25 protein-coding genes are annotated in these 20685 nt (G+C 74.6%); 15 read left to right on the top strand and 10 right to left on the bottom strand.

Annotation, left to right across the window (positions count from 1 at the left end; all coding sequences use genetic code 11):
• Position 1 precedes the first annotated feature (1 nt).
• Complete coding sequence (locus tag AC3X7Z_RS16045) at positions 2-667, bottom strand: hypothetical protein (RefSeq protein ID WP_489976574.1); 666 nt, start codon at positions 665-667, stop codon at positions 2-4.
• A gap of 66 nt (positions 668-733) precedes the next feature.
• Here AC3X7Z_RS16045 and AC3X7Z_RS16040 point away from each other — a divergent pair, with 66 nt between their 5' ends.
• Positions 734-1774 (top strand): 1-aminocyclopropane-1-carboxylate deaminase, encoded by a 1041-nt coding sequence (locus tag AC3X7Z_RS16040; RefSeq protein ID WP_489976573.1) that lies wholly within the window; start codon positions 734-736, stop codon positions 1772-1774.
• A gap of 32 nt (positions 1775-1806) precedes the next feature.
• Here the strand turns inward: AC3X7Z_RS16040 and AC3X7Z_RS16035 are convergent, their stop codons facing one another.
• Positions 1807-2520 carry an aspartate/glutamate racemase family protein gene (locus AC3X7Z_RS16035; protein WP_489976572.1) on the bottom strand — a complete coding sequence of 238 codons (714 nt, stop codon included), beginning with the start codon at positions 2518-2520 and terminating at the stop codon, positions 1807-1809.
• A gap of 74 nt (positions 2521-2594) precedes the next feature.
• Between AC3X7Z_RS16035 and AC3X7Z_RS16030 the strand changes: the two genes are divergently transcribed.
• From AC3X7Z_RS16030 to AC3X7Z_RS16020, 3 genes are all read left to right on the top strand, one after another.
• The gene (locus AC3X7Z_RS16030) at positions 2595-3197 is read left to right on the top strand and encodes a GNAT family N-acetyltransferase (protein WP_489976571.1); all 603 of its coding nucleotides are present in this window, start codon (positions 2595-2597) and stop codon (positions 3195-3197) included.
• A 91-nt stretch (positions 3198-3288) separates the two neighbouring features.
• Entirely contained in the window at positions 3289-5979 is a 2691-nt protein-coding gene (locus AC3X7Z_RS16025) for an FAD/NAD(P)-binding protein (RefSeq protein WP_489976570.1), read from the top strand.
• 5 nt (positions 5980-5984) lie between these two features.
• A complete protein-coding gene (locus tag AC3X7Z_RS16020; protein ID WP_186341554.1) occupies positions 5985-6137 on the top strand; it encodes a hypothetical protein in 153 nt (50 codons plus the stop codon).
• Between the two features lie 56 nt (positions 6138-6193).
• Here AC3X7Z_RS16020 and AC3X7Z_RS16015 read toward each other — a convergent pair whose 3' ends face one another.
• Both AC3X7Z_RS16015 and AC3X7Z_RS16010 read right to left on the bottom strand, forming a co-directional pair.
• The gene (locus AC3X7Z_RS16015; protein ID WP_489976569.1) at positions 6194-7327 is read right to left on the bottom strand and encodes a carboxylate-amine ligase; all 1134 of its coding nucleotides are present in this window, start codon (positions 7325-7327) and stop codon (positions 6194-6196) included.
• Between the two features lie 95 nt (positions 7328-7422).
• A complete protein-coding gene (locus AC3X7Z_RS16010) occupies positions 7423-8541 on the bottom strand; it encodes a fatty acid desaturase family protein (RefSeq protein ID WP_489976568.1) in 1119 nt (372 codons plus the stop codon).
• 94 nt (positions 8542-8635) lie between these two features.
• Here AC3X7Z_RS16010 and AC3X7Z_RS16005 point away from each other — a divergent pair, with 94 nt between their 5' ends.
• From AC3X7Z_RS16005 to AC3X7Z_RS15975, 7 genes are all read left to right on the top strand, one after another.
• Positions 8636-8800, top strand: coding sequence for a hypothetical protein (locus tag AC3X7Z_RS16005; RefSeq protein ID WP_489976567.1), 165 nt, complete (start codon positions 8636-8638; stop codon positions 8798-8800).
• Positions 8797-9609 (top strand): hypothetical protein, encoded by an 813-nt coding sequence (locus AC3X7Z_RS16000; protein WP_489976566.1) that lies wholly within the window; start codon positions 8797-8799, stop codon positions 9607-9609. The genes AC3X7Z_RS16005 and AC3X7Z_RS16000 overlap by 4 nt, the downstream gene beginning before the upstream one ends.
• 32 nt (positions 9610-9641) lie before the next feature.
• Complete coding sequence (locus AC3X7Z_RS15995; protein ID WP_206054535.1) at positions 9642-10076, top strand: phage holin family protein; 435 nt, start codon at positions 9642-9644, stop codon at positions 10074-10076.
• A complete protein-coding gene (locus tag AC3X7Z_RS15990; protein WP_186341549.1) occupies positions 10052-10648 on the top strand; it encodes a DUF3618 domain-containing protein in 597 nt (198 codons plus the stop codon). Before AC3X7Z_RS15995 ends, AC3X7Z_RS15990 begins: the two co-directional genes overlap by 25 nt.
• Before the next feature lie 130 nt (positions 10649-10778).
• Positions 10779-11915: a zinc-dependent alcohol dehydrogenase gene (locus AC3X7Z_RS15985; RefSeq protein WP_222129686.1), complete on the top strand. Its 1137-nt coding sequence runs from the start codon at positions 10779-10781 to the stop codon at positions 11913-11915.
• A gap of 13 nt (positions 11916-11928) precedes the next feature.
• The gene (locus AC3X7Z_RS15980; protein ID WP_489976565.1) at positions 11929-12483 is read left to right on the top strand and encodes a hypothetical protein; all 555 of its coding nucleotides are present in this window, start codon (positions 11929-11931) and stop codon (positions 12481-12483) included.
• Between the two features lie 47 nt (positions 12484-12530).
• Positions 12531-13238 (top strand): hemerythrin domain-containing protein, encoded by a 708-nt coding sequence (locus AC3X7Z_RS15975; RefSeq protein ID WP_489976564.1) that lies wholly within the window; start codon positions 12531-12533, stop codon positions 13236-13238.
• 236 nt (positions 13239-13474) lie between these two features.
• Here the strand turns inward: AC3X7Z_RS15975 and AC3X7Z_RS15970 are convergent, their stop codons facing one another.
• Entirely contained in the window at positions 13475-14569 is a 1095-nt protein-coding gene (locus tag AC3X7Z_RS15970; protein ID WP_186341545.1) for a putative manganese transporter, read from the bottom strand.
• Between the two features lie 22 nt (positions 14570-14591).
• Positions 14592-15512, bottom strand: a complete 921-nt coding sequence (locus tag AC3X7Z_RS15965) for a manganese catalase (protein ID WP_489976563.1) — start codon at positions 15510-15512, stop codon at positions 14592-14594.
• A 236-nt stretch (positions 15513-15748) separates the two neighbouring features.
• Here AC3X7Z_RS15965 and AC3X7Z_RS15960 point away from each other — a divergent pair, with 236 nt between their 5' ends.
• The gene (locus tag AC3X7Z_RS15960) at positions 15749-16489 is read left to right on the top strand and encodes an AfsR/SARP family transcriptional regulator (protein ID WP_489976562.1); all 741 of its coding nucleotides are present in this window, start codon (positions 15749-15751) and stop codon (positions 16487-16489) included.
• Between the two features lie 7 nt (positions 16490-16496).
• On the opposite strand, the gene AC3X7Z_RS15955 is transcribed toward AC3X7Z_RS15960, so the two are convergent.
• Both AC3X7Z_RS15955 and AC3X7Z_RS15950 read right to left on the bottom strand, forming a co-directional pair.
• Entirely contained in the window at positions 16497-17303 is an 807-nt protein-coding gene (locus AC3X7Z_RS15955) for an MBL fold metallo-hydrolase (RefSeq protein ID WP_186341542.1), read from the bottom strand.
• 11 nt (positions 17304-17314) lie between these two features.
• Complete coding sequence (locus AC3X7Z_RS15950; protein ID WP_489976561.1) at positions 17315-17782, bottom strand: DUF4383 domain-containing protein; 468 nt, start codon at positions 17780-17782, stop codon at positions 17315-17317.
• Positions 17783-17995: 213 nt separating this feature from the next.
• On the opposite strand from AC3X7Z_RS15950, the gene AC3X7Z_RS15945 reads away from it, so the two are divergent.
• The 3 genes from AC3X7Z_RS15945 (at position 17996) to AC3X7Z_RS15935 (ending at position 19725) form a co-directional block, all read left to right on the top strand.
• A complete protein-coding gene (locus tag AC3X7Z_RS15945) occupies positions 17996-18661 on the top strand; it encodes a hypothetical protein (protein WP_489976560.1) in 666 nt (221 codons plus the stop codon).
• Positions 18662-18747: 86 nt separating this feature from the next.
• Positions 18748-18828, top strand: coding sequence for a DUF2200 family protein (locus AC3X7Z_RS15940; protein ID WP_489976710.1), 81 nt, complete (start codon positions 18748-18750; stop codon positions 18826-18828).
• Positions 18829-18873: 45 nt separating this feature from the next.
• Positions 18874-19725, top strand: coding sequence for an alpha/beta fold hydrolase (locus tag AC3X7Z_RS15935; RefSeq protein WP_489976559.1), 852 nt, complete (start codon positions 18874-18876; stop codon positions 19723-19725).
• A gap of 42 nt (positions 19726-19767) precedes the next feature.
• Here AC3X7Z_RS15935 and AC3X7Z_RS15930 read toward each other — a convergent pair whose 3' ends face one another.
• Positions 19768-19980, bottom strand: a complete 213-nt coding sequence (locus AC3X7Z_RS15930; RefSeq protein ID WP_489976558.1) for a hypothetical protein — start codon at positions 19978-19980, stop codon at positions 19768-19770.
• On the bottom strand, positions 19977-20498 hold the full coding sequence (locus tag AC3X7Z_RS15925) for a hypothetical protein (RefSeq protein ID WP_489976557.1): 522 nt from the start codon (positions 20496-20498) through the stop codon (positions 19977-19979). Before AC3X7Z_RS15925 ends, AC3X7Z_RS15930 begins: the two co-directional genes overlap by 4 nt.
• Positions 20499-20685: the final 187 nt, after the last annotated feature.

Genomic DNA, 20685 nt, shown 5'->3' with positions numbered 1-20685 from the left:
CTCAGTGTGCGCCCTCCCCGCCCTTCCGCGGCTGGCCCGCGCGACTGCCGACGTACGCACGCTCGCGCACCGCGGCCAGCCAGTGCGGGCCGAGCCGCCACGGCCGCGGCCGGTGCAGCACCGGGTCGAGGTCGGGACGCGGCGCCTCGGACCGGCGCTCCACCCGGACCGTGGCCGTCTGCACGTCACCGCCCGCCCCCACGACGCGCAGGGTGAGGTCGACGGGCAGCCGCCCGACGAGCACGTCGGGCTCCGGCGAGTCCAGGCGCGGGTCGGGCACGTCCACGACGACCTGGAGCCGCTCCCCCGACGGCGAGCGCCACCACATCAGGGAGGTCAGCGTCGCGCCGCCCCACCGCATCCTCGGCGCGAGCAGGTAGCGCTGCCACCGCGCGCCCCCCGGCGCCGTCGTGCACAGCACGTCGACGGGCGGGTCGTGGAGCAGGCGGACGCCGAGGCCGAGCAGGTCCGGCACCCCGCGCGGCGTGCCGATGCCCTTCGAGAGCCGGACCAGGCAGTGCACCACGCCCACCGGCAGCGGCCCGGCGCCGTGCACCTCGGCGCGACCCTCGTACACCACGCCGCGGGGATGGAACGCCGGCGCGGAGCGGGCCGCGGCGAGCGCGGCGAAGGAGCGCACGACGGCGCGGGTGGCGAGCGAGGGCATGGTCGGTGGGTACCCCCTTGACCGGTCCGCCATATTGAGGGACCCACCCCGATGCAGGGAGACCCCGTGATCCTCGACCGGTTCGAGCGCCACCCGCTCACCTTCGGACCCTCGCCCGTGCACCACCTCCGGCGCCTGAGCGAGCACCTCGCCGCCCGCGGTGGCGGGGCGCAGGTGTGGGCCAAGCGCGAGGACGTCAGCAGCGGCCTGGCCTACGGCGGCAACAAGGTCCGCAAGCTCGAGTACATCGTCCCCGACGTGCTGGCCAGCGGCGCCGACACGCTGGTCTCCATCGGCGGCTACCAGTCCAACCACACCCGCCAGGTGGCCGCCGTCGCCGCCCACCTCGGCCTGAAGTGCCGCCTGGTGCAGGAGAGGTGGGTGCCGTGGGACGACCCGGCCGCCACGCAGGTCGGCAACATCCTGCTCAGCCGCATGATGGGCGCCGACTCGCGGCTCGACCCGAGCGGCTTCGACATCGGCATCCGCGACTCGTGGAAGGACGCGATCCGCGAGGTCGAGGAGGCCGGCGGCACGCCGTACGCCATCCCGGCCGGCGCGAGCGAGCACCGGCTCGGCGGCCTCGGCTTCGCCCGCTGGGCCTTCGAGCTGGCCGAGCAGGAGCAGGCGCTCGGCGTCACCTTCGACACGATCGTCGTCTGCACGGTGACCGGCTCCACCCACGCGGGCATGGTCGCCGGCTTCGCGGCCCTCGAGGACCTCACCGGCGTCCGCCGCCGCGTCCTCGGCATCGACGCCAGCGCGACCATCGACAGGACCCGCGACCAGGTCGAGCGCATCGCGCGGCACACCGCCGAGCTCATCGAGCTCGGCCGCGACCTGCGCGACGACGAGGTCACCGTGCTCGAGGGGTGGGCGGGCGACCTCTACGGCATCCCGGTCGACTCGACGATGGAGGCGATGGCGCTGGGCGCGCAGCTCGAGGCGATGATCACCGACCCGGTCTACGAGGGGAAGTCGCTCGCCGGGCTGGTCGACCTGGTGAGCACCGGTGACATCCCCCGCGACTCGCACGTGCTGTACGCCCACCTGGGCGGTCAGCCGGCCGTCAACGCCTACCACTCGCTCTGGCCGGCGCAGGGCTGAGACCGGCGGCCGCTGCCCCGACCGGGGGCCGGTCAGCCGAGGGCGAAGTCGACGGCGGCCAGCGCGTGCAGGCGGGTGGTGGCGAACACCGGGACGTCGACGTCGTCGGGGCCGAGCAGCAGCTCGATCTCGGTGCACCCGAGCACCACGCCCTCGGCGCCGCGCGCGACCAGCCGCGCGACCACGTCGACGTAGGCCGCCCGCGACTGCGGACGCACGACGCCGCGGACCAGCTCGTCATAGATCACCCGGTGCACGAGCTCGAGGTCGTCGGCGGTGGGGACGATCGCCTCCACGCCGTGGCCGGCGAGCCGCTCGCGCACGAACGACTGCTCCATGGTGAACCTCGTGCCGAGCAGCGCGACCCGGCGCAGCCCGGCCTCGCGGACCGCCGCGGCGCTCACGTCGACGATGTGGATCAACGGGATCCGGATCGCCGCCTCGATCGCCCCGGCCACCTTGTGCATCGTGTTGGTGCACAGCACCAGGCACTCCGCGCCCGCCGACTCGAGCGCCGCGGCCTCGGCCGCCAGCAGCGCGCCCGCCGCGTCCCAGTCGCCCGCCGCCTGGAGTGCCTCGACGTCGGCGAAGTCGACCGAGGCCATCACCACCCGCGCCGAGTGGTAGCCGCCGAGCCGGTCGCGGACGGCCTCGTTGACGATCGCGTAGTAGAGCGCCGAGCTCTCCCAGCTCATCCCGCCGAGGAGCCCGATCCGGCGCACGACCGGTGTCGCTGGTGCGTCCATCGCCCCATTCAACATCGCGCCGTCGACCACCGTCGCCGGCCGCACGATGTCGGCGCGCAGCGCTAGCGTGCACCATGGCCACGACTCCCCTCGTCGCCTCAGGCGACCTCACCGTCCACCCGGCCACCCACGCCCGCTTCGACGACGTGCGCACCATGGTCGGCCCGAAGAACCCAGGCTCCAACGTGTGCTGGTGCCTCAGCCACCGCATCCCGGCCAAGGACAACCGCGAGCTGGTCGGTCCCGCGCGCGCGGCCCGGGTCGAGGCGCTGACCCGCCGCGCGACCAAGCCGGGCGTGCTGGCGTACGACGGGAGCGAGGTCGTGGGGTGGGCGGCCGTCGCCCCGCGCGCCGAGCTGCCCTTCGCCCGCTCCACCAGGATCCCGGTGATCGACGACCAGCCCGCCTGGTCGGTGTGGTGCATCCGGGTCCGTCCCGGCCACCGCGGCCGCGGCATCTCGCACGTCCTGCTCGAGGGTGCCGTGACCTACGCCGCCCGCCGCGGCGCGCCGGTCGTCGAGGGCTACCCCGTCGACAACCGCGGGGAGAAGGTCGACCTGACGATGGCCTACGTCGGCACCCGCAAGCTCTTCGAGGACGCCGGCTTCGAGGTGGCCGCTCCCACCACGGCCACGTCGGCCGGGTTTCCCCGCGTGGTGATGCGCCGCACGACGTGATCGCCACGCCGAGACCCGGATGCGCGGGAGGCCGCCTGCTCCTGATATCGTAAGTCGAGTAAACCAGTTGACTAAAGGAGAATGCGCTGTGATGACGAACGAGGGGGACTGTCGGGTCGTCGTGGTCGGAGCGGGCGCCGGCGGCACGCTGGTCGCCACCCACCTCGTCACGGCGCTCTCCTCCCGCTTCCGGGTCGAGCTGGTCGACCCGGCCCCCGGCACCGGTCGCGGCCAGGCCTACTCCACCACCGACGAGCGGCACCTCCTCAACGTCCCGGCGTCGGGCATGAGCGCCTTCCCCCGCGATCCCGAGCACTTCCTGCGCTGGCTCCGCGCGCACCACGACCCCGACTTCCAGCCCCACGACTTCGCCCCGCGCGCCGTCTTCGGTCGCTACGTCGAGAGCCTGCTGACGACCGCGACCGAGTTCCCGGGCAACGCCCAGCTCGTACGCCGTCGCGCGGAGGTCGCCGACATCGCCCGCTCCGGCGACGGGTTCGTCGTGGACCTCTCCGACGGCGACCGGCTCGAGGCGCGCGCGGTCGTGCTCGCGACCGGCAGCCGCCCCGGCACCGGCTGGGCCCCGCCCGAGCTGGCCGACGACCCCCGGCTGGTGGCCGACCCGTGGACGCAGCCGATCCCGGCTGTCGGCGACGTGCTGATGCTCGGCTCGGGCCTGACGATGGTCGACCTCGCGATCAGCGCCGACCGCCCCGACCGCACCATCCACGTCGTCTCGCGCACCGACGCGATGCCGCACGCCCACGTGCTGCCGACCACCCCGCCCGTCCCGCCGCCGCCCGGCATCACCCGCACCCAGGACCTCGACACGCTGCGCTCCACGCTCGCCGCGCACGTCCACGAGACCGTCGAGGCCACCGGCGACTGGCGCGCCGCCATCGACGGGCTGCGCCCGGTCACCGCCCAGCTCTGGCGCGGCCTGTCGGAGGCCGACAAGCGTCGCTTCATCGCCGAGGACGCCCGCGCGTGGGACGTCCGTCGCCACCGGATGGCCCCCGCCACGGCGCGCCGCCTCGACGCCGTCGCCGCCGAGGGCCGGCTCGTGCGCCACCGGGGCACCCTCGCCGCCGTGCGGGCCGACGACACGGCCCTCCACGTCACCCTCGACGACGGCACGACGCTGCGGGTCGCGGCGGTCGTCAACTGCACCGGCCCCGTCGGCTCCATCGCGGCCGACCCGCTGCTGACCCGGCTGGCCCAGTCGGGCCTCGTCCGACCCGGCCCCGCGGGCCTGGGCATCGACACCGCCGACGACGGCCGCATCCTCGGCACCCTGCCCGACACGCTCCCGTTCCTCGCCGTCGGCTCGCTGCGCCGCGGCAACCTGTGGGAGTCCACCGCCATGCCCGAGATCCGCGAGCAGGCCTACGACGTCGCCCGCATCGTCAGCCGCTCGCTGCACGGCGAGTCGCGCCGCCGGCCGGTCGACCCCTACGGACTCACCCTGTCCACCAGCCAGGACGCCGCCGAGCGCTACAACGCGGCCCTCGGCCGTCTGCTCCGCCTGCAGGAAGGCGTCGAGGAAGGGCTCACCGACGCCGTCGCCGCCGATGAGGGCTTCGTGCTCGCCCACGCCGCCCTGGCGCTGCTCGGTCACGAGTGGGGCACCACCGCCCAGTGGCGGGAGTCCCTGCGCGCCGCACACCGGGCGGCGGCCGAGCGCCACCTCGACGACCGCGAGTCGTCGTTCCTCGACGCCGTCACCACGCGCCTGCGCACCGACGAGGCCACCGGCGCCGCCGCCCTCCTGCGGCACGTGCGCCTGTTCCCCCGCGACGCGCTCGCCGTCAGCGTCGCGGTGCCGACCGTCGCCTTCGGCGGCCTGACCAGCGGCCCCCAGACCGCCGACCTCGTCGAGTCGCTGGGCCGTGCCTACGGCGACGACTGGTGGTACGCCGGCCAGCTGGCGTTCGTCCGGCAGGACCAGGAGCGCTGGGCCGAGGCCGAGGACCTGGCCTCCTACGCCCTCTCGGTCGAGCCGGCCTCGGGCCACGCGGTCCACGCCCGCGCCCACGTCCACTACGAGACCGGCGACCACGCCGCCGGGCTGGCCTGGCTCGACGAGTGGATCCACACCCGCGGTCCGGAGGCCAACCACCGCTCCCACTTCTCCTGGCACGCCGCGCTCCACGAGCTGATGCAGGACGACGTGGAGGCGGTCCGCCGCCGCTACGCCCGCGAGCTCGCCCCCTCGGTCGTGAGCGGCAGCCGGGTCGTGGTGGACAGCGGGTCGCTGCTGTGGCGCGGGCGGATGACCGGCGCCTGGACCGACGACCTGCCCGTCGCCGAGGTGCGCGCCCAGGCCCCCGCCGAGTGGCTCACGACCCCGCCCACGCCGTTCGCGGCGATGCACAGCGCGGTGCTGCTCGCGGCCGACGGCGACGCGTCCGCGCTGGCCGCGCTGGCCGTCCGGTCCCGCGAGAGCGACGACCGGGTGCTCCGCGACGTGGTCGCCCCGCTCTGCGACGGACTCCTGCAGGTCGTCGAGGAGCGCTGGGACGCCGCCGCGACGACCCTCACCGGCATCGTCGGCAGGTTGTCGCCGCTGGGCGGCAGCCGGGCGCAGCGCGAGGTCGTCGAGGACACCCTCGTGCACACGCTCGCGATGGCCGGCCGCACCACGGAGGCCGCGGGGCTGCTCGACCAGCGGCTCACCCGCCGCTCCTCGGCCCTCGACGCGCGGCGCCGGGCGGCGGTCACCGCCGCCCGCGCGGCGGCCCCCGGCACGACCCAGCAGCACAGTCGGTCGCTCGGGCGCTGATCGCGGTGCACCTCGACGGGTTCGGCTCGGTCGCGGCGACCACGATGGTCGCCGTGGTCATGGCCGACCTGCACGTCGAGGTGGTCGCCGGCGCCGCCGCGTGGCTGGCGGGGTGGTGGCTGCTGCGCGAGGCCGGTCCGCCCCGCGCTGACGGCTAGGGAACGGGTGCCGCGGGCGTGCGCGCCACGACCGCGAGGTGGTCGACGTGCACGGCTCAGCCCTCCAGGTCGCCGGTGCGGGCGACGAGGTCGGCGAGCAGGGCCGGCATGCCGCCGGCGGCCACCACCCGGCGCTGGCGGTTGGGCTCGGTCTCCCCCGCCAGCGCCGCGTCCAGCGCGTCGAGCGGTGCGTCGATCCGATCGGGAGCCAGCACCGCGCGCGCCTCGGCGACCACCCGGCCCGCGATCTCGCGCATCGGCCGGAGGTGCTGGTCGACGTCGACCACGCGGGTGTCGAGGCCGTAGCGCGACGCCCGGTGGTCGTTGACGGCCAGCACGTCCTCCTCGAGGTCGTGCTCGTCGGGCGCCTCCACGGCGCGACGTGCGATGCCCTGCACGAGGGCGGTCAGCGCGGCGACGCTCGTCAGGGACGGCACGGAGTCCATCACCCGGACCTCGAGGGTCCCGAGCAACGGGCGCGGGCGCATCTCCCACCACACGTAGGTGTGGTCGGACGCCTCGGCGGCCCGCATCAGCGACTCGGTGCGCGCGACGTAGTCGTCCCACGACCGCAGCAGCGGCGGCATCGTGGTGCGCGGGTAGGAGCGGATGATCGCGGCGCGGGCCGTGGCCTGCCCGGAGTCGAGCCCGTGCCAGTAGGGCGATCCGGCGGCGAGGGCGCGCAGCAGCGGCAGCCGGTTGCGCAGCCCGCGGTAGGCCAGGATCGCGGTGCGCTCGTCTGGCAGCCCGACGTGCACCTGCAGCGCGGCCGTCGGCGTGCGCAGCAGGCCGGCGTACTCGTCGATGATCCGGTCGTAGCGCGGCGACGCGGCGATGTCGGCGACGCCGACCGGGGCGGTCGGGTGCACCCCTGCGGCGAGGACCCGGCCGCCGTTCTTGCCGACGAGGGCGCGCAGCTCGCGCAGCGCGCGCCACGCGTCCTCCGCGGTGGCGCAGACGGGCGTGTTGAGCTCGACCTGGTCGACGTAGATCTCCCCGGTCACCACACCCGCGTCGGGCCTCGACTGCGACATCGCCGCGACCAGCGGGCCCGCCGCCGCGCCCATCAGCGCGTCCTGGTCGTCGACGAGCATCAGCTCCTCCTCGACGCCGACGGAGAACTCACCGCCCGGCACGTGCGCCGGTAGGCCCCCGTCGACCGGGAGCTCCCCCGGCATCCCGCTCGTCATGCGCCCCTCGTGCCCCGCGGGCGCCCTGCGCATGCGCCCTCGTGGCACCCGTACTCCGGGGTCGGCGACGGCGCGGTGTCAGCGACGGCGCGGTGTCAGCGACGGCGCGGGGGCAGCGACAGCCGGAGGACGCGGTGCCAGGCGCTGGCGACCTGCCGCAGCAGCGGAGCGCTCTGGTAGGCCAGGCCGTGCCGCTCGAAGAGGTCGCGGACGGGACCGGCGATCTCGCGGTAGCGGTTGCTCGGGAGGTCGGGGAACAGGTGGTGCTCGATCTGGTGCGACAGGTTGCCGCAGAGCACGTGCAGCAGCGGCGGGCCGGAGATGTCGGCAGAGCCGAGCATCTGGCGCAGGTACCACCGCCCGCGCGTCTCGTGCTCGTCGACCTCCTCGACCTCGAAGACCTCCACGCCCTCGGGGAAGTGGCCGCACATGATCACCGAGTGGCTCCACACGTTGCGGGCCAGGTTGGCGACCAGGTTGGCGGTCAGGGTGGTGCGCGCCGAGCCGGTGGGCAGCGACAGCAGCGGGTGGAGCACGTAGTCGCGGAACGCGCTGCGCGCCACCCGGCGCCCCGTCGTGCGCATCTCCTCACGCTGCTCCGGGGAGAAGCCGGTGCCCGAGCGGAGCGACTCGCCCAGGTCGAGGTCGTACATCGCGATGCCGTACTCGAAGATGCAGGCGTTGACGAGGTTCAACAGCGGCTGGGCCAGGTGGCGCGGCTCCCACTCCTGGGCCTCGTCGACGCGCAGGATGCCGTAGCCGAGGTCGTTGTCCTTGCCGAGCACGTTGGTGTTGGCGTGGTGGCGGTCGTTGTGGGCGCGCCGCCACTGCTCCGGCGCCGAGGCGTGGTCCCAGTCCCAGGTCGAGGAGTGGATCTTGGGGTCGCGCATCCAGTCCCACTGCCCGTGCAGGACGTTGTGGCCGATCTCCATGTTGTCGAGCACCTTCGACAGCGCGAGCGAGGTCGTGCCCAGCCACCACGCGACGCGGCTGCGGCTGCCGAGGAGGACCACCCGACCGCCCACCTCCAGGCACCGCTGCACGGCGATGACGCGGCGGACGTAGGCCGCGTCCCGTGCCCCGCGGTCGGCCAGCACCTCCTCGCGCAGCGCGTCGAGCGTGCGGCCGATCTCCTCGATCTCGGCGTCCGTCAGGTCGGCGTACGAGCGGGTGGCCGGCGGCGGCGCAGGGGCGTGCTGGAGGAGGGGGGCCATCGTTCCCAGTGCCCCTCTCCGGCCTCCCCCATGCATCTCGAAAAGTCCGCCCCCAGGGGTGGAGTGTGCCGCAGGTCGATGGGTACGGAGCGCCATGACAGACGACTCGTACCACGACCAGGACGCCGACCCGCCGACCCCTGACGGCCGAGAGCCCGACCAGGAGCAGCTCGAGCCGGAGTCCGAGCCGGCGAGCGACCCCGACCCGGATCCGGGCGCAGGCCCGGGCACATCCACCCAGTCCGAGGAGGACGAATGACGACCTACGGAAACGAACCAGCAGGCACCACCACCGGCAGCGACCCGGCCAGCACGGGCGGCTACGACGCGAGCGGCTTCACCCCGGGCTCGACCGGCACCGGTGACTCGAGCACGACCGACAAGGCCAAGGAGACGGCCGCCACGGCCGCCGACCAGGGCAAGCAGGTGGCCGGGACCGCCAAGGACGAGGCGCTCAACGTCGCCGGGACCGCGGCCGCGCAGGCCCGCACCGTCGTCGGCGAGGCCCGTCAGCAGGTCACCAGCCAGCTGAGCGACCAGGCCACCACGGGGCGCGACAAGCTGGCCCAGACGCTCGTCACGCTGGGTGACGACCTCGAGCAGATGGCCCAGGGCGAGGGTGCGTCGCAGGGCCTCGCGAAGGACCTGGCCCAGGAGGTCTCCGACCGCGTCCGCGCGCTCGGCAGCCACCTCGAGGACCGCGACCCCGCGCAGCTGCTCGACGACGCCCGCGACTTCGCGCGGCGCCGCCCGGGCACCTTCCTGCTGGGCGCCCTCGCCGCGGGCGTGGTCGCCGGGCGGATGTTCCGGGCCACCGCCGACGGCGCGGCTGCGGCGTCGCTCGCCGACTCCGGCACCACCGGCACGCCGGGCACGACCTACGGCAGCACCGGCGTGGGCACGGGACCGATGGCCACCGCCAGTGGGGACGCGCCGCTCGCCGCGCACTCCAGCACCGACAGCCCGGGCACGACGGGCTACGACACCCCGGCGACGGACCCGGCGCCCTCGTCCCTCGACCCGACGACGTCCGGCCTCCCGGGACAGCGCACCCAGGACACGCCGTGACGGGCGTCCCGGGCGCGGATCCGGTGTCGGGCGTGGGTCCCCTGCCGACCGGCTCACCGGAGCCCGGCCCCCACGTGGCCGGCGCCGCGGACGAGCGCAGCCTCGGCCAGATCGTGGGCGACCTGAGCCACGACCTGACGACGCTGGTCAAGCAGGAGCTCGACCTGGCCCGCACCGAGCTCAAGGCGGAGGCGGCCAAGGCCGGCAAGGGCGCCGGGATGCTCGGTGGCGCCGGCGTCGCCGGCCTGCTGACGCTGATCCTGGCGAGCTTCGCGCTGAGCTACCTGCTCGACAACTGGATGCCGGTGGAGCTGGCGTTCCTGATCACGACCGTGCTCTGGGCCGTCGTGGCCGCCGTCCTGGCGGCCCGTGGACGCGCGGAGCTGAAGAAGACCAACCCCCAGCTGCCGGAAACGCAGCAGACACTCAAGGAGGACGCGGCATGGGCCAGAGCACAGAAGAGCTGAGCAACGACATCGCGCACACGCGCGAGTCGATGACCGCCAACGTCGACGCGCTGCAGGACCGCGTGAGCCCGTCGGCCATCGTCGAGCGGCGCAAGCAGGCGACCCGCAACCGCCTGCTCGGCGTGCGCGACAAGGTGATGGGCACCGCCCAGGGCGTGGGCTCCTCGGCCTCGGGCACGTCGGGGTCCGCCAAGGACTCCGCGACCGGCGCCGTCGACTCGATCAAGGGCACCGCACAGGGCGCCGTCAGCGGGGCCCAGGACAGGGTGCAGGGCACGCCCCTCGCCGCCGGCCTGGTCGCCTTCGGCCTGGGGATGGTCGTCTCGGCGCTGATCCCCGCCTCGGAGAAGGAGGCGGTGGCCGCAGGGCATGCCGTCGACGCGGCCAAGGAGCACGGTCAGCCGATCGTGGACCAGGCGAGGTCGGTGGCGCAGGACGTCGCCGACGGCGTCAAGGAAACGGCCACCCAGGCTGCTCAGGAGGTCAAGGACGCCGCCACCGACAGCGCCGGGCGGGTGAAGTCCGAGGGCCAGTCGGGAGTCGACGAGGTCCGCTCGCAGACGCAGTCCTGACCCGACCCCTCCTCCCCACCGGTTCGCCGGCCGGCCCCCACCGGGGCCGGCCGGCGAACCGGTGGCCCAGCCCCTCCCGGTCCAGCTCCGCCCCGCCCCGCCCCATCACAGGAGGCACGCCGTGCGCGCCATGGTCTACCGCGGTCCCTACCGCGTCCGCGTCGAGGACAAGCCCCGCCCGCGGATCGAGCACCCCGCCGATGCCATCGTGCGGGTGCGACGCGCCGCCATCTGCGGCTCCGACCTCCACCTGTTCCACGGGATGATGCCCGACACGCGGGTCGGGCACACGTTCGGCCACGAGTTCGTCGGCGTGGTCGACGAGGTCGGTCCCGCGGTGCGCGACCTGCAGGTCGGCGACCGCGTGATGGTGCCGTTCAACATCTACTGCGGCACCTGCTTCTTCTGCGCCCGCGGGCTCTACTCCAACTGCCACAACGTCAACGCCAACGCCACGGCCGTCGGCGGCATCTACGGCTACTCCCACACCACCGGCGGCTACGACGGCGGGCAGGCGGAGTACGTCCGCGTCCCCTTCGCCGACGTCGGTCCGATGGTGATCCCCGAGTGGCTCGACGAGGAGGACGCCCTCCTGATGACCGACGCCTTGGCCACCGGCTACTTCGGCGCCCAGCTCGCCGACATCCGCGAGGGCGACACGGTCGCCGTGCTCGGCGCCGGGCCGGTCGGGCTCTACGCCGCCCGCAGCGCCTGGCTGATGGGCGCGGGCCGCGTCGTCGTGATCGACCACCTCGCCGAGCGGCTGGCCAAGGCACAGACGTTCGCGCACGCCGAGGTCCTGGACTACGACCAGATCGACGACGTGGTCGTGGCGATGAAGGAGACGACCGGTCACCTCGGCTTCGACCGCGTCATCGAGGCCGTGGGCGCCGAGGCCGACGGCAACCTCACCCAGCACCTGACCGCGGCGCGGTTCAAGCTCCAGGGCGGCGCCCCGACCGCGCTCAACTGGGCGATCGACGGCGTGCGCAAGGGCGGCACCGTGTCGGTCATGGGCGCCTACGGCCCGATCTTCAGCGCCGTCAAGATGGGCGACGCCGTCAACAAAGGGCTGACCCTGCGGATGAACCAGTGCCCCGTCAGGCGCCAGTGGCCCCGGCTGCTCGAGCACGTGCGCAACGGCCACCTCAAGCCCAACGACATCGTCACCCACCGCTTCGACCTCGAGGACATCGCCGAGGCCTACCACGTGTTCTCCGCCAAGCTCGACGGCTGCATCAAGCCGGTCATCGTGGTCGGCGACTGAGGAAGGACGACCCATGCCCTACACCCCGGACAAGCCCGCACTCCCCGAGGACGTCGAGCAGCTCCGCGCGCGCATCCCCGGCTGGGGTGCCGACCTCGACCCCGCGGACCGGCCCTCCTTCCCGCGCGAGGTCCTCGACCCGGCCGTCGTCGGGCGGCCCCTCCCGGAGCAGCAGCCCGGCGGCGAGGGACGCGAGCGCTCGATCGAGCACGCCCGGCTCACCCCCGCCTTCGGCACCGCGCAGCCCATGACCGGACTCTCCGGGACCATCCGCCGCTACGCCTACGCCAGGCACAGCGAGGCCAAGGCGGCGCACTGGCTGCTCCTCATGGCCGCCGACCGCGTCGACGTCACCGAGCACGTGGTCCGCTCCCTCGCGACGACACGGCCCGACAACCCGCTCACGCAGAGCGGGATCCGCGCCGAGGCGACCTACGGCGGCATCCGCTCGCGCCGCGGACGCAGCGACGTGCGCCACCAGGTGCTCGACCCGGTCGTCAACGGACTGCCGTGGGCGCTCGCGACCTACGTCGCCTGGCGGGCGGCGCGGTCCCTGCGCCGGGGGTGACCGGCCCGCGGGCGCGTGCGAGGGCGCACGCGTGGGTACGACGGAGGATGACCTCACTCGCAGAGCAGGACCTCGACCAGCTCGGCGGCCGGCTGAGCATCCTCACCCGCCAGAAGCGCGACCACGAGCGGCTCGACCGGCTGCTGCACCGCCTCGGCCGGAGCGCGCCGGGCGAGGAGGAGGACGCCACGCTGCACGCGATCGCCCGACTTGTCTTCCCGCACGCGTTCGCGGAGGAGTCGGTGCTGTGGCCCGAGGCCCGGCGGGTGCTCCCCGACGGCGAGGCGCTCACGCTCCAGGTGGAGCGGGAGCACCAGGAGGTCAACGAGCTGTGGACCTCGCTCGAGCGGCTGCCCTCGGGCAGCCCCGATCGCCGCGAGGTGCTCACCCGGCTCGCCGCGGTGCTGCGCGAGGACGTCCGCGACGAGGAGGACGAGCTGCTGCCCCGCCTGCAGGACGCCGTGGACACCCGCCGCCTCCAGGTGCTCGGCGTCGCGTGGGAGGCCGTGCGGCGCACGGCGCCCACCCGCCCCCACCCGGTCGTGTCGCGCCGCCCTCCCGGCAACGCGCTGGCGGCCGTGCCGCTCACGGTGCTCGACCGCGGCCGCGACCTGCTCGACGCCGGCGCCCGGCGCTTCCCGCGGGCCCACGAGCCCGCCTCACGGGCCAGCCGCGGTCTGGCCCGCACTGCCGGACGGGTGGAGCGGGCCGGGGTGCTGCGCCGCGGCGAGCACCCCTCCACGCACCGCGACTGATGCGCCTGCCGAGCGCACCACCGCCCGGCGAGCCGCGTGCTGCGCCGCCAGGACGCCGAGCACGACCAGGGCCATCGTCACGCCCCACCAGGTGCCGGTGAGCGCGCAGCACAGGGCGAGCACCCGCTGCAGCCCGTCGTGGTGGCTCGGGCGGGCGGCGTGGCGCGCATGACGGACGGGCTGAAGGACCGGGGGAACGACGGGCACGGACATGATCTGCCTCCGGGATGAGGTGGTCAGGTGAGGACGAGGAACGCCAGCCCCACGAGCAGCGCGGGGATGGTGGTGAGCACGGTGGCGGCCAGGGCCGAGCGGTGCTCGAGGGCCAGGAGGGGCAGCAGGGCGTCCCCGTCCTGGCTGATGGTGTTGGCGACGAAGGTCGCCAGCGGCATGCCCCCGGCGGCGAAGATGCCGACGAAGACGATCTGCACCGCGCACCCCGGCACGAGGCCGATCAGTGCTCCCACCAGCACCCCCGCGAGGCCCAGCACGGGCAGCTGCGAGCCGTCGAAGCCGGTGAGGTGCGTGAGCAGCGACCACGCGAGGTAGGCCACGGCCACCCACACGGTCACGAACGCCACCTCGTGACCACCGTGGCGCAGCACCGCGGCCATCGACGTCTCCCCCGCGCTGCGCTCGTCGTCGTCGGCGAGCCGGCAGCCGCTGCGCACGAACACCACCAGCGCCACGACGGCGCCCAGCACGCCCAGCGCGAGGTAGACCGTCTCGGGGTCGAGGAGCTGGAAGGTGACCGGGACGCTGACCGTGGCTCCCCCGCCGATCGCCAGCCAGAGCAGCACCGGCAGCACGCCGACCTCGTGGAGCGCGAGCACCGGGCGCGCCCGCACCGGTCGGGCCGCCGTCACGACGGGCGACGGCACGAGCGCCGCCCGCGCGCCGGCGTCCACCGGGGCGGGCGCGGGGGACGGCGTACGCTGGCGCGGGTCGATGCCGATCGCGTCGACCAGCCATCCGGTCGTGGCCCCCACGACGAGCAGCAGCCCCTTGAGCTGCACCGTGAGCCACGGGTCGTGGGCCAGGAGCACCCACGACGCGTCGCCCATCGTGGCGACCAGCGCCGCGACGGCCGCCCCGTAGGACACGGCCCCTCGGCCGTAGGCGGCCATCACCAGGATCGCCCCGCCGCACCCGGGCGGCATGGTGAGGGCGGCCGCCACCAGCGGACCCGCCGCCCGACGCCGCTCCAGTGCGGCGTCGAGGCGGTGGCCCCACCGGCAGCGGGCCCAGCCGAAGGGCGCGACCATGAGGGCGACGAACACGCCGACCTGCATGAACGCGTCGGCCAGCGGCCGGAGCAGGAGCTCGGTCATCCCAGGCGCTCGATCCGGTGGCTCACTCGCCGGGAGTGAGCTTCTCCTTGGCCTTGTTCATCAGGTTCTGCATGCCCTGTGCGTAGGCGCCACCGGCGGTGCCGGGCTTGCCCGGCCCCTTCGACCCGTCGTAGGTCGCGAAGTGCAGCGGGTCGGGAGCCGGCAGCTCCTGCACGTCGTCGGTGAGCGCGCGGCCCTCCTCGAACCTGATCTCGCCCTCCCCGGTGAGGGAGGCGCCCTGGGCCCAGCGGCCCTCGCCGGCGGTGCTGCCCTCGTGGAAGCTGTAGAACACGATGGCCTGCTCGGACGCCTCCTCGTCCTTGCGGGAGCTCTCGAAGCCGTCGGTGTGCCCGTCCTCGATCAGCTGCTCGATGCCGAGCAGCCACTGCTGCTGGTGGAAGGTGTCGCGGGCCAGCGCGAACGACAGCGTCTCCTTCACGCCCGGGTCGTCGGTCATGCCGATGAGGCGCGACACCTGCAGCCGGCCCTGGGCCTCGGCGGCGACGTTGTGCCGGAAGTCGGCGAGCAGGTTGCCGCTGGCGACGATGTAGCCGGCGTTCCAGGGCACGCCCTGGCTGTTGGTCGGCATCGCGAAGCCGCCGCTGACGATGGCCTGTTGCGGGTTCTGCCCGCCGAGGATCGCCGCGAGCGCCGGGTTGGCGGCGGCCGCCTCGGCCTGCGTCTCCGACGGGGCCCCCTCGAGCAGCCGGGCCAGCAGCGTGGTGAGCATCTCGACGTGGCCGATCTCCTCCGTGCCGATGTCGAGGATCATGTCCTTGTACTTGCCCGGCGTGCGGCAGGCCCAGCCCTGCCACATGTACTGCATCATCACGGTCATCTCGCCGAACTGGCCGCCGATCACCTCCTGCAGCTTGGCGGCGTAGAGGGCGTCGGGGCGCTCGGGCCGGGCGCTCCACTGGAGCTCCTTGGTGTGCCGGTACATGTCGTGCCTCGCAATCTGTCGAGTGAGGCGGAGCGGTCGGCTCCGCTGCGACGACCACGATTCCGGGGGCCCGTCGCGGGGTCGTGACGCCGGCGACCACACCGGCGTACGTCCGTCGGTCCGCCCGCCATTCGACGGGCGTCCGGCCGTCGGCTCCGAGGCGTCACCGTTGCGTCACGCATGCATGCACACCGGGGCGAGGGGCACTGTCTTCGCACGCGATCTTGGAGGCGCACGTGGCGTTGGCGGCACGACTCGACCTGCTGGGCGGGTTCCGGCTGGACCTCGACGGTCAGCCGCACCCCGTCCCGGCCAGTGCGCGCCGGCTGCTCGCCCTGCTCGCGGTGTGCCACCGCGGACGTCGCGCCCCCCGCGCGGCGCTCGCCGAGATGATGCGCCCCGACTCCGACCCCGCGCGGGCGACCTCGACGCTGCGCTCGGTGCTCTGGCGCCTGCCCCGCGACCGCGGGCGGGCGTTGGTGCAGGGCGACGCGATCGAGGTCTGGCTGCACCCCGAGCTCACCGTCGACCTCTGGGAGGCCGAGGCGGAGGCCCAGCGACTCTGCGGCAGCGAGGCGCCGCCCGTCGACGAGCTGCCGGACCTGTCCCTGCTGACCCAGGACCTGCTGCCCACCTGGCACGACGACTGGTTGACGGTGGAGCAGGAGTCGTTCCGGCAGCGTCGGCTCCACGCCCTCGAGCGGAGCGCCGACCTGCTGTGCCGCGCCGGTCACTACCACGACGCCCTGAGCGCCGGGCTCGGAGCGGTGCGTGCGGAGCCGCTGCGCGAGAGCGCGCACCGGCGGGTGATCGCGGTGCACCTCGCCGAGGACAACCACGCTGAGGCGCTGCGGCAGTACGACGGCTACCGCCGCCTGCTGGCGTCCGAGCTCGGACTCGCGCCGAGCCCGTCGATCCGCAGCCTGGTCGCGCCCCTGCTCGGGCGCCCGGTCGACCTGCCGACCGGCACCGACTGACCCCGGCTCAGGACGGCGGCGCCGACGGGTCGAGGCTCACGACCTCCCCCCGGGCCGGGCAGCGCAGCTCGGCCTCGAGCCCGGCGTCGCGGGCGCGGGTGACGAAGTCGGACAGCGGCGAGCGGAAGACGGTGTAGTCGTCGTGGTGCACCGGCACCACGACCCTGGGCCGCGTCCGCTGGACGAAGTCGACGCCCATCCGGCCGTCCATCGTGACGGTCCGCAGCAGCACCCGGGTGCCGCCGAGGTGCACGACGGCGGCGTCGATGTCGGGGAACCGCTCCCGCACCTCGTCGACGTGCGCGCCGGTCAGCGTGTCGCCGCTGACGTAGACGCGCCGGCGCACCTCGCCGTCCACGAGGTGCTCCAGGACGCTGCCCATCACCGGCGGCAGCATCCGCCCGAGGAGGCCACGCGCGTGCACGGCGGGCACGGCGGTCACCCGCAGCTCCTCGCTCCCCTTGACCAGCGTGTGCCGGTCCCAGGTCTCGATCGCCCGTGCGTCGAAGCCCCAGGGGCCGAGGCGACGCACTGCGTGCGGGGTCGAGAGCACGGGAGGCGACCTGTCGAGGCGTGCGCGGGCGACCCGGTCGAAGTGGTCGCCGTGCAGGTGCGAGAGCAGCACGGCGTCGAGCGCGGGCAGCTCCTCCGGTTCGACGGCCGGGTCGGTCAGCCGGCGGCTGGACAGCCCCCAGCCGAGGTAGGCGCGCTGCCCGCGGTGCAGGAAGTTGGGGTCGGTGAGCAGCGTGAAGGAGCCCAACGACAGCACCGTCGTGGCGGTGCCGATGAAGTGGAGCCGGTCGCTGGTCGTCATCGGCTCGCTCCTCAGCGTCCGAGGCCGGTGGTGCCCGGCCGCCCGGCGAGCACCACGGCGAGGGCGATCATGCCGATGCCGAGGACGAAGTGCAGCCAGTCGTCGGCGGTGTTGAGCGGGACGAAGTTGGCCTGCGAGTCCTCGTCGACGACGAGCCCGTAGAGCCACAGGGCGAGGTAGACCGCACCCCCGCCGAGCAGGTAGCCGCGAGCGCTCGCCGCGGTGCGGGCGAGGACCATGCCGGCGACGCCGAACAGCAGGTGGACGACATTGTGCAGCACCGACACCTGGAAGAGGCCCAGGAGCTCCGCGTGCGACTCGTGCCCGGCGGCCTCGAGGCCGTCGTGGCCGGTCGTGACGCCCGGGATGAAGCCCAGGACACCGACGAGGAGGAACGCTGCCCCGACGAGGACGGCGGCCGCCTGGATCGGTGATCCTGTCGCGGTCGACGTCGAACGCAGGCGCATGTCGTCGGTCATCGGAGGCTCCTTCGGTGGTGCCGGTCCGTTCCGGGAGCGGCGTGGCTGGGGCTCGGTCCGTACCCTGCTGCGGTCGAGGCACACGTCGTCCCACCCGTTGTGACGTGCTCGAACGACGTGCTGGGCCCGTGGTGAAGATCACGGATGCCGGGGGCCGCACCGGGGTACGTGGACCGCGTCCGTCGACGCCGAGAACTGACGAGAGGACCGCAGGTGAACCCGATCCGCCTGGTCTCCGGAGCCATCGCCCTGCCCGCCCACGCCGCTGCCGCCGTGCTCGGAGCGTCCGTCGGGATCGCCACGACCGGCGCCCTCGCCACCGCGCGAGCCGTGGGACGGGTCATCGAGCGCGCGTCTGCCGCCGACCGCGCCGCTCCCGGCCCGTGGCCGGAGCCTCCGGCGGCCCGCGAGGTCGACCCGATCCCCGGCACCCGTACGCACCCGGCGGCAGGCGCCGAGCCGGCCGCGGCCCCCGAGCAGGCGCCGGCACGCAAGCAGCCCACGGCGACGCCCGCGACGCGGCCTGCGCGGAAGACCGCCACGAAGACTGCGAGGACGGCTGCGAAGACGGCTGCGAAGAAGGCCCCGTCGAAGGCCCCGAGGAAGGCATCGTCGAAGCAGGCGGCCGTGCTCGCGCCCGCGCTGGGCCTGAGCGAGACCGAGGTCGAGAAGGCCGTGGCCGACTCGGGCACCGGCTCCGACGACGGACCGACCACGCCGTCCGGCATCCCCGCGGCCGGCGCCGGGGTCAACCCCGACACCACCGAGACCGACCTCCACCAGCCCGGCACGGAGCCCCTCATGGACCCCGCCACGGTGAAGTCGGTGGCGAGCGAGTCCGACGTGCTCAGGCGGGCCGCCGAGGTCGACAAGGGCTGAGGGTCCCGGGAGCGGCCAAGGCCGAGCGCACGGGCCGCCCCAGGCCGAGGTCGACCGGGTGATCGAGTGGCTGGCCGGATCCGCTCGTGCGGCGGATCCGCTCCCTCGACAAGCTCGTCGACGAGCTCGCCCAGGGACGCCCGATGGAGAAGGTGCTGTGCGCCTGAGCCCCGCCCGCGCGTGCTCCGCCTCGCGCTGGGTACGGGGGCCGCATGGATCCCCGACCCGACCCCGGCGCGTGGCGACGGCGCACAGTGCGCGGCGACGGCGTCGACCTGGCAGTGCTCGAGGCAGGCGACCCGGAGGCACCCGCCCTCGTCCTGGTGCACGGCTGGCCCGACACGCACCGGGTGTGGCTGCCGGTCGCGGAGCGGCTCGCCGCCGAACTGCGTGTCGTCCTCTACGACACGCGCGGGCAGGGCCTGTCGCCCACGGACGCCGCCGACAGCGCGTTCGCCCTCCCCCACCTCGCGGCCGACCTGATGGCCGTCGTGGACGACACCGACCCGGTGCGACCGGTCCACGTGGCCGGGCACGACTGGGGGTCGGTGCAGGCGTGGGAGGCGGTGTGCGAGGACGGCGCTGCCGAGCGGATCGCCTCGTTCACCTCGATCAGCGGGCCCAACCTCGACCACGTCGCGGCGTGGGCCCGCAGCACGCTGCGCCACCCGACGGCGACCGGTCTGACCGGCCTCATCGGGCAGGCCGTGTCGTCGTCCTACGTCCCGTTCCTCGTCTCGCCCCTGGCGCCTCCGCTGCTACGCGTCCTCGGGCACCGCGACATGGTCTCCGGGCTGCGCTACTACCGCGGCAACGTGCACGGACCGGTACGCCGCCCGCGCCCGCGACGCACGAGCGTGCCGGTCCGCCAGCTCGCGCTCGCCCGCGATCCAGCGATCCGGGAGGCGGCACTCGTCGCCAGCGAGCCGTGGTGCGACGACCTGCGCCGTCACGACCTCCCCCTCGGCCACTGGGCGTTGCGGACCCACCCCGAGGTGATGGCCGCGGAGGTGCTCGGCCACGTCACCGCCGTCGAGGCGCGTCGACCGGTCGGAGGCGCGTGAGCCGGCCCCGCAGCCGCCGCGCGGGCAGCGTGCTCCCGGGCGTCACGTGCCGATCGCGACCTGGCCCACCAGCACCCCGACGAGGCGCGCCAGCACCATCCCCACCGCGCCTCCAACGACGAGGCCCACCGTGACGAGGACCAGCACGGTCATCGTGGTCGCGGTCCACGGCCGGCGCTCGGGGAAGTAGGTGTCCGGGAGGCCGCGCCGGTGCAGGAGAGGCCATCCGGAGAGCCGGACGGTCGGGAGTCTCATTGCGGCAGCGGCGCGACGCGACCCGCGCCCGCCTGCCTCTCGGGACGCACCACGGCGCGAACGGCACTCCGCGCGTTCCCGCGCTCACCGCCCCGGCCGTGGGCTGCGTGGTCGCGGATCAGCCGTCGGGCGAGCGCCTCGCAGAGCGCGAGGGCGTCGGGGCCGCTGGCGGCGATGGGGGCCACGAGGCGGTCGGCGCGGTGGACCATGCGCAGCACCCGCCCGGCCGGGACCGACTCGCCGAACTCCGCGACGAGACGCTCCCCCAGGTCCGCGACGCCCTTGCGGTGGTCGAGCGGGGTCGTCACCAGGTCGGCGGCGTGGTCGTCGAGCAGCCCGCGGGCGACCGCCTCGCAGAGGGCGAGGGCATCCGCCGCGTCGCTCGCGGCCGAGGCGACCAGCCGGTCGGCGCGATGGACGATCCGCAGCACTCGGCCCGCCGGGATGAGTGTCCCGAATTCCGCCGCCAGCCGCTCGCAGAGCTGGTCGATGTCCCTCCTGTGCGTCGTTGCGTCCATCGGTGCTCCTTCGTCGCACATGAGGGGACTGCCCTCAAGCGTCGACGACGCGGCGCACGGAACGCAGAGGCCAAGTGCTCGCTGCCGCGATGACCTCCGCAATGGGACCCCGGCCGGGCGGGCGGGAGCTGCCTTGATCTGCCGGGCGGGCACGGCGCATGACCGCGAGATGTCCCGGACCGCTCAC

Source organism: Nocardioides sp. Z24_21 (assembly GCF_058134345.1).
The sequence above is the reverse complement of the archived record's forward strand: the minus strand, read 5'-3'. Positions and strand labels throughout refer to the sequence as shown.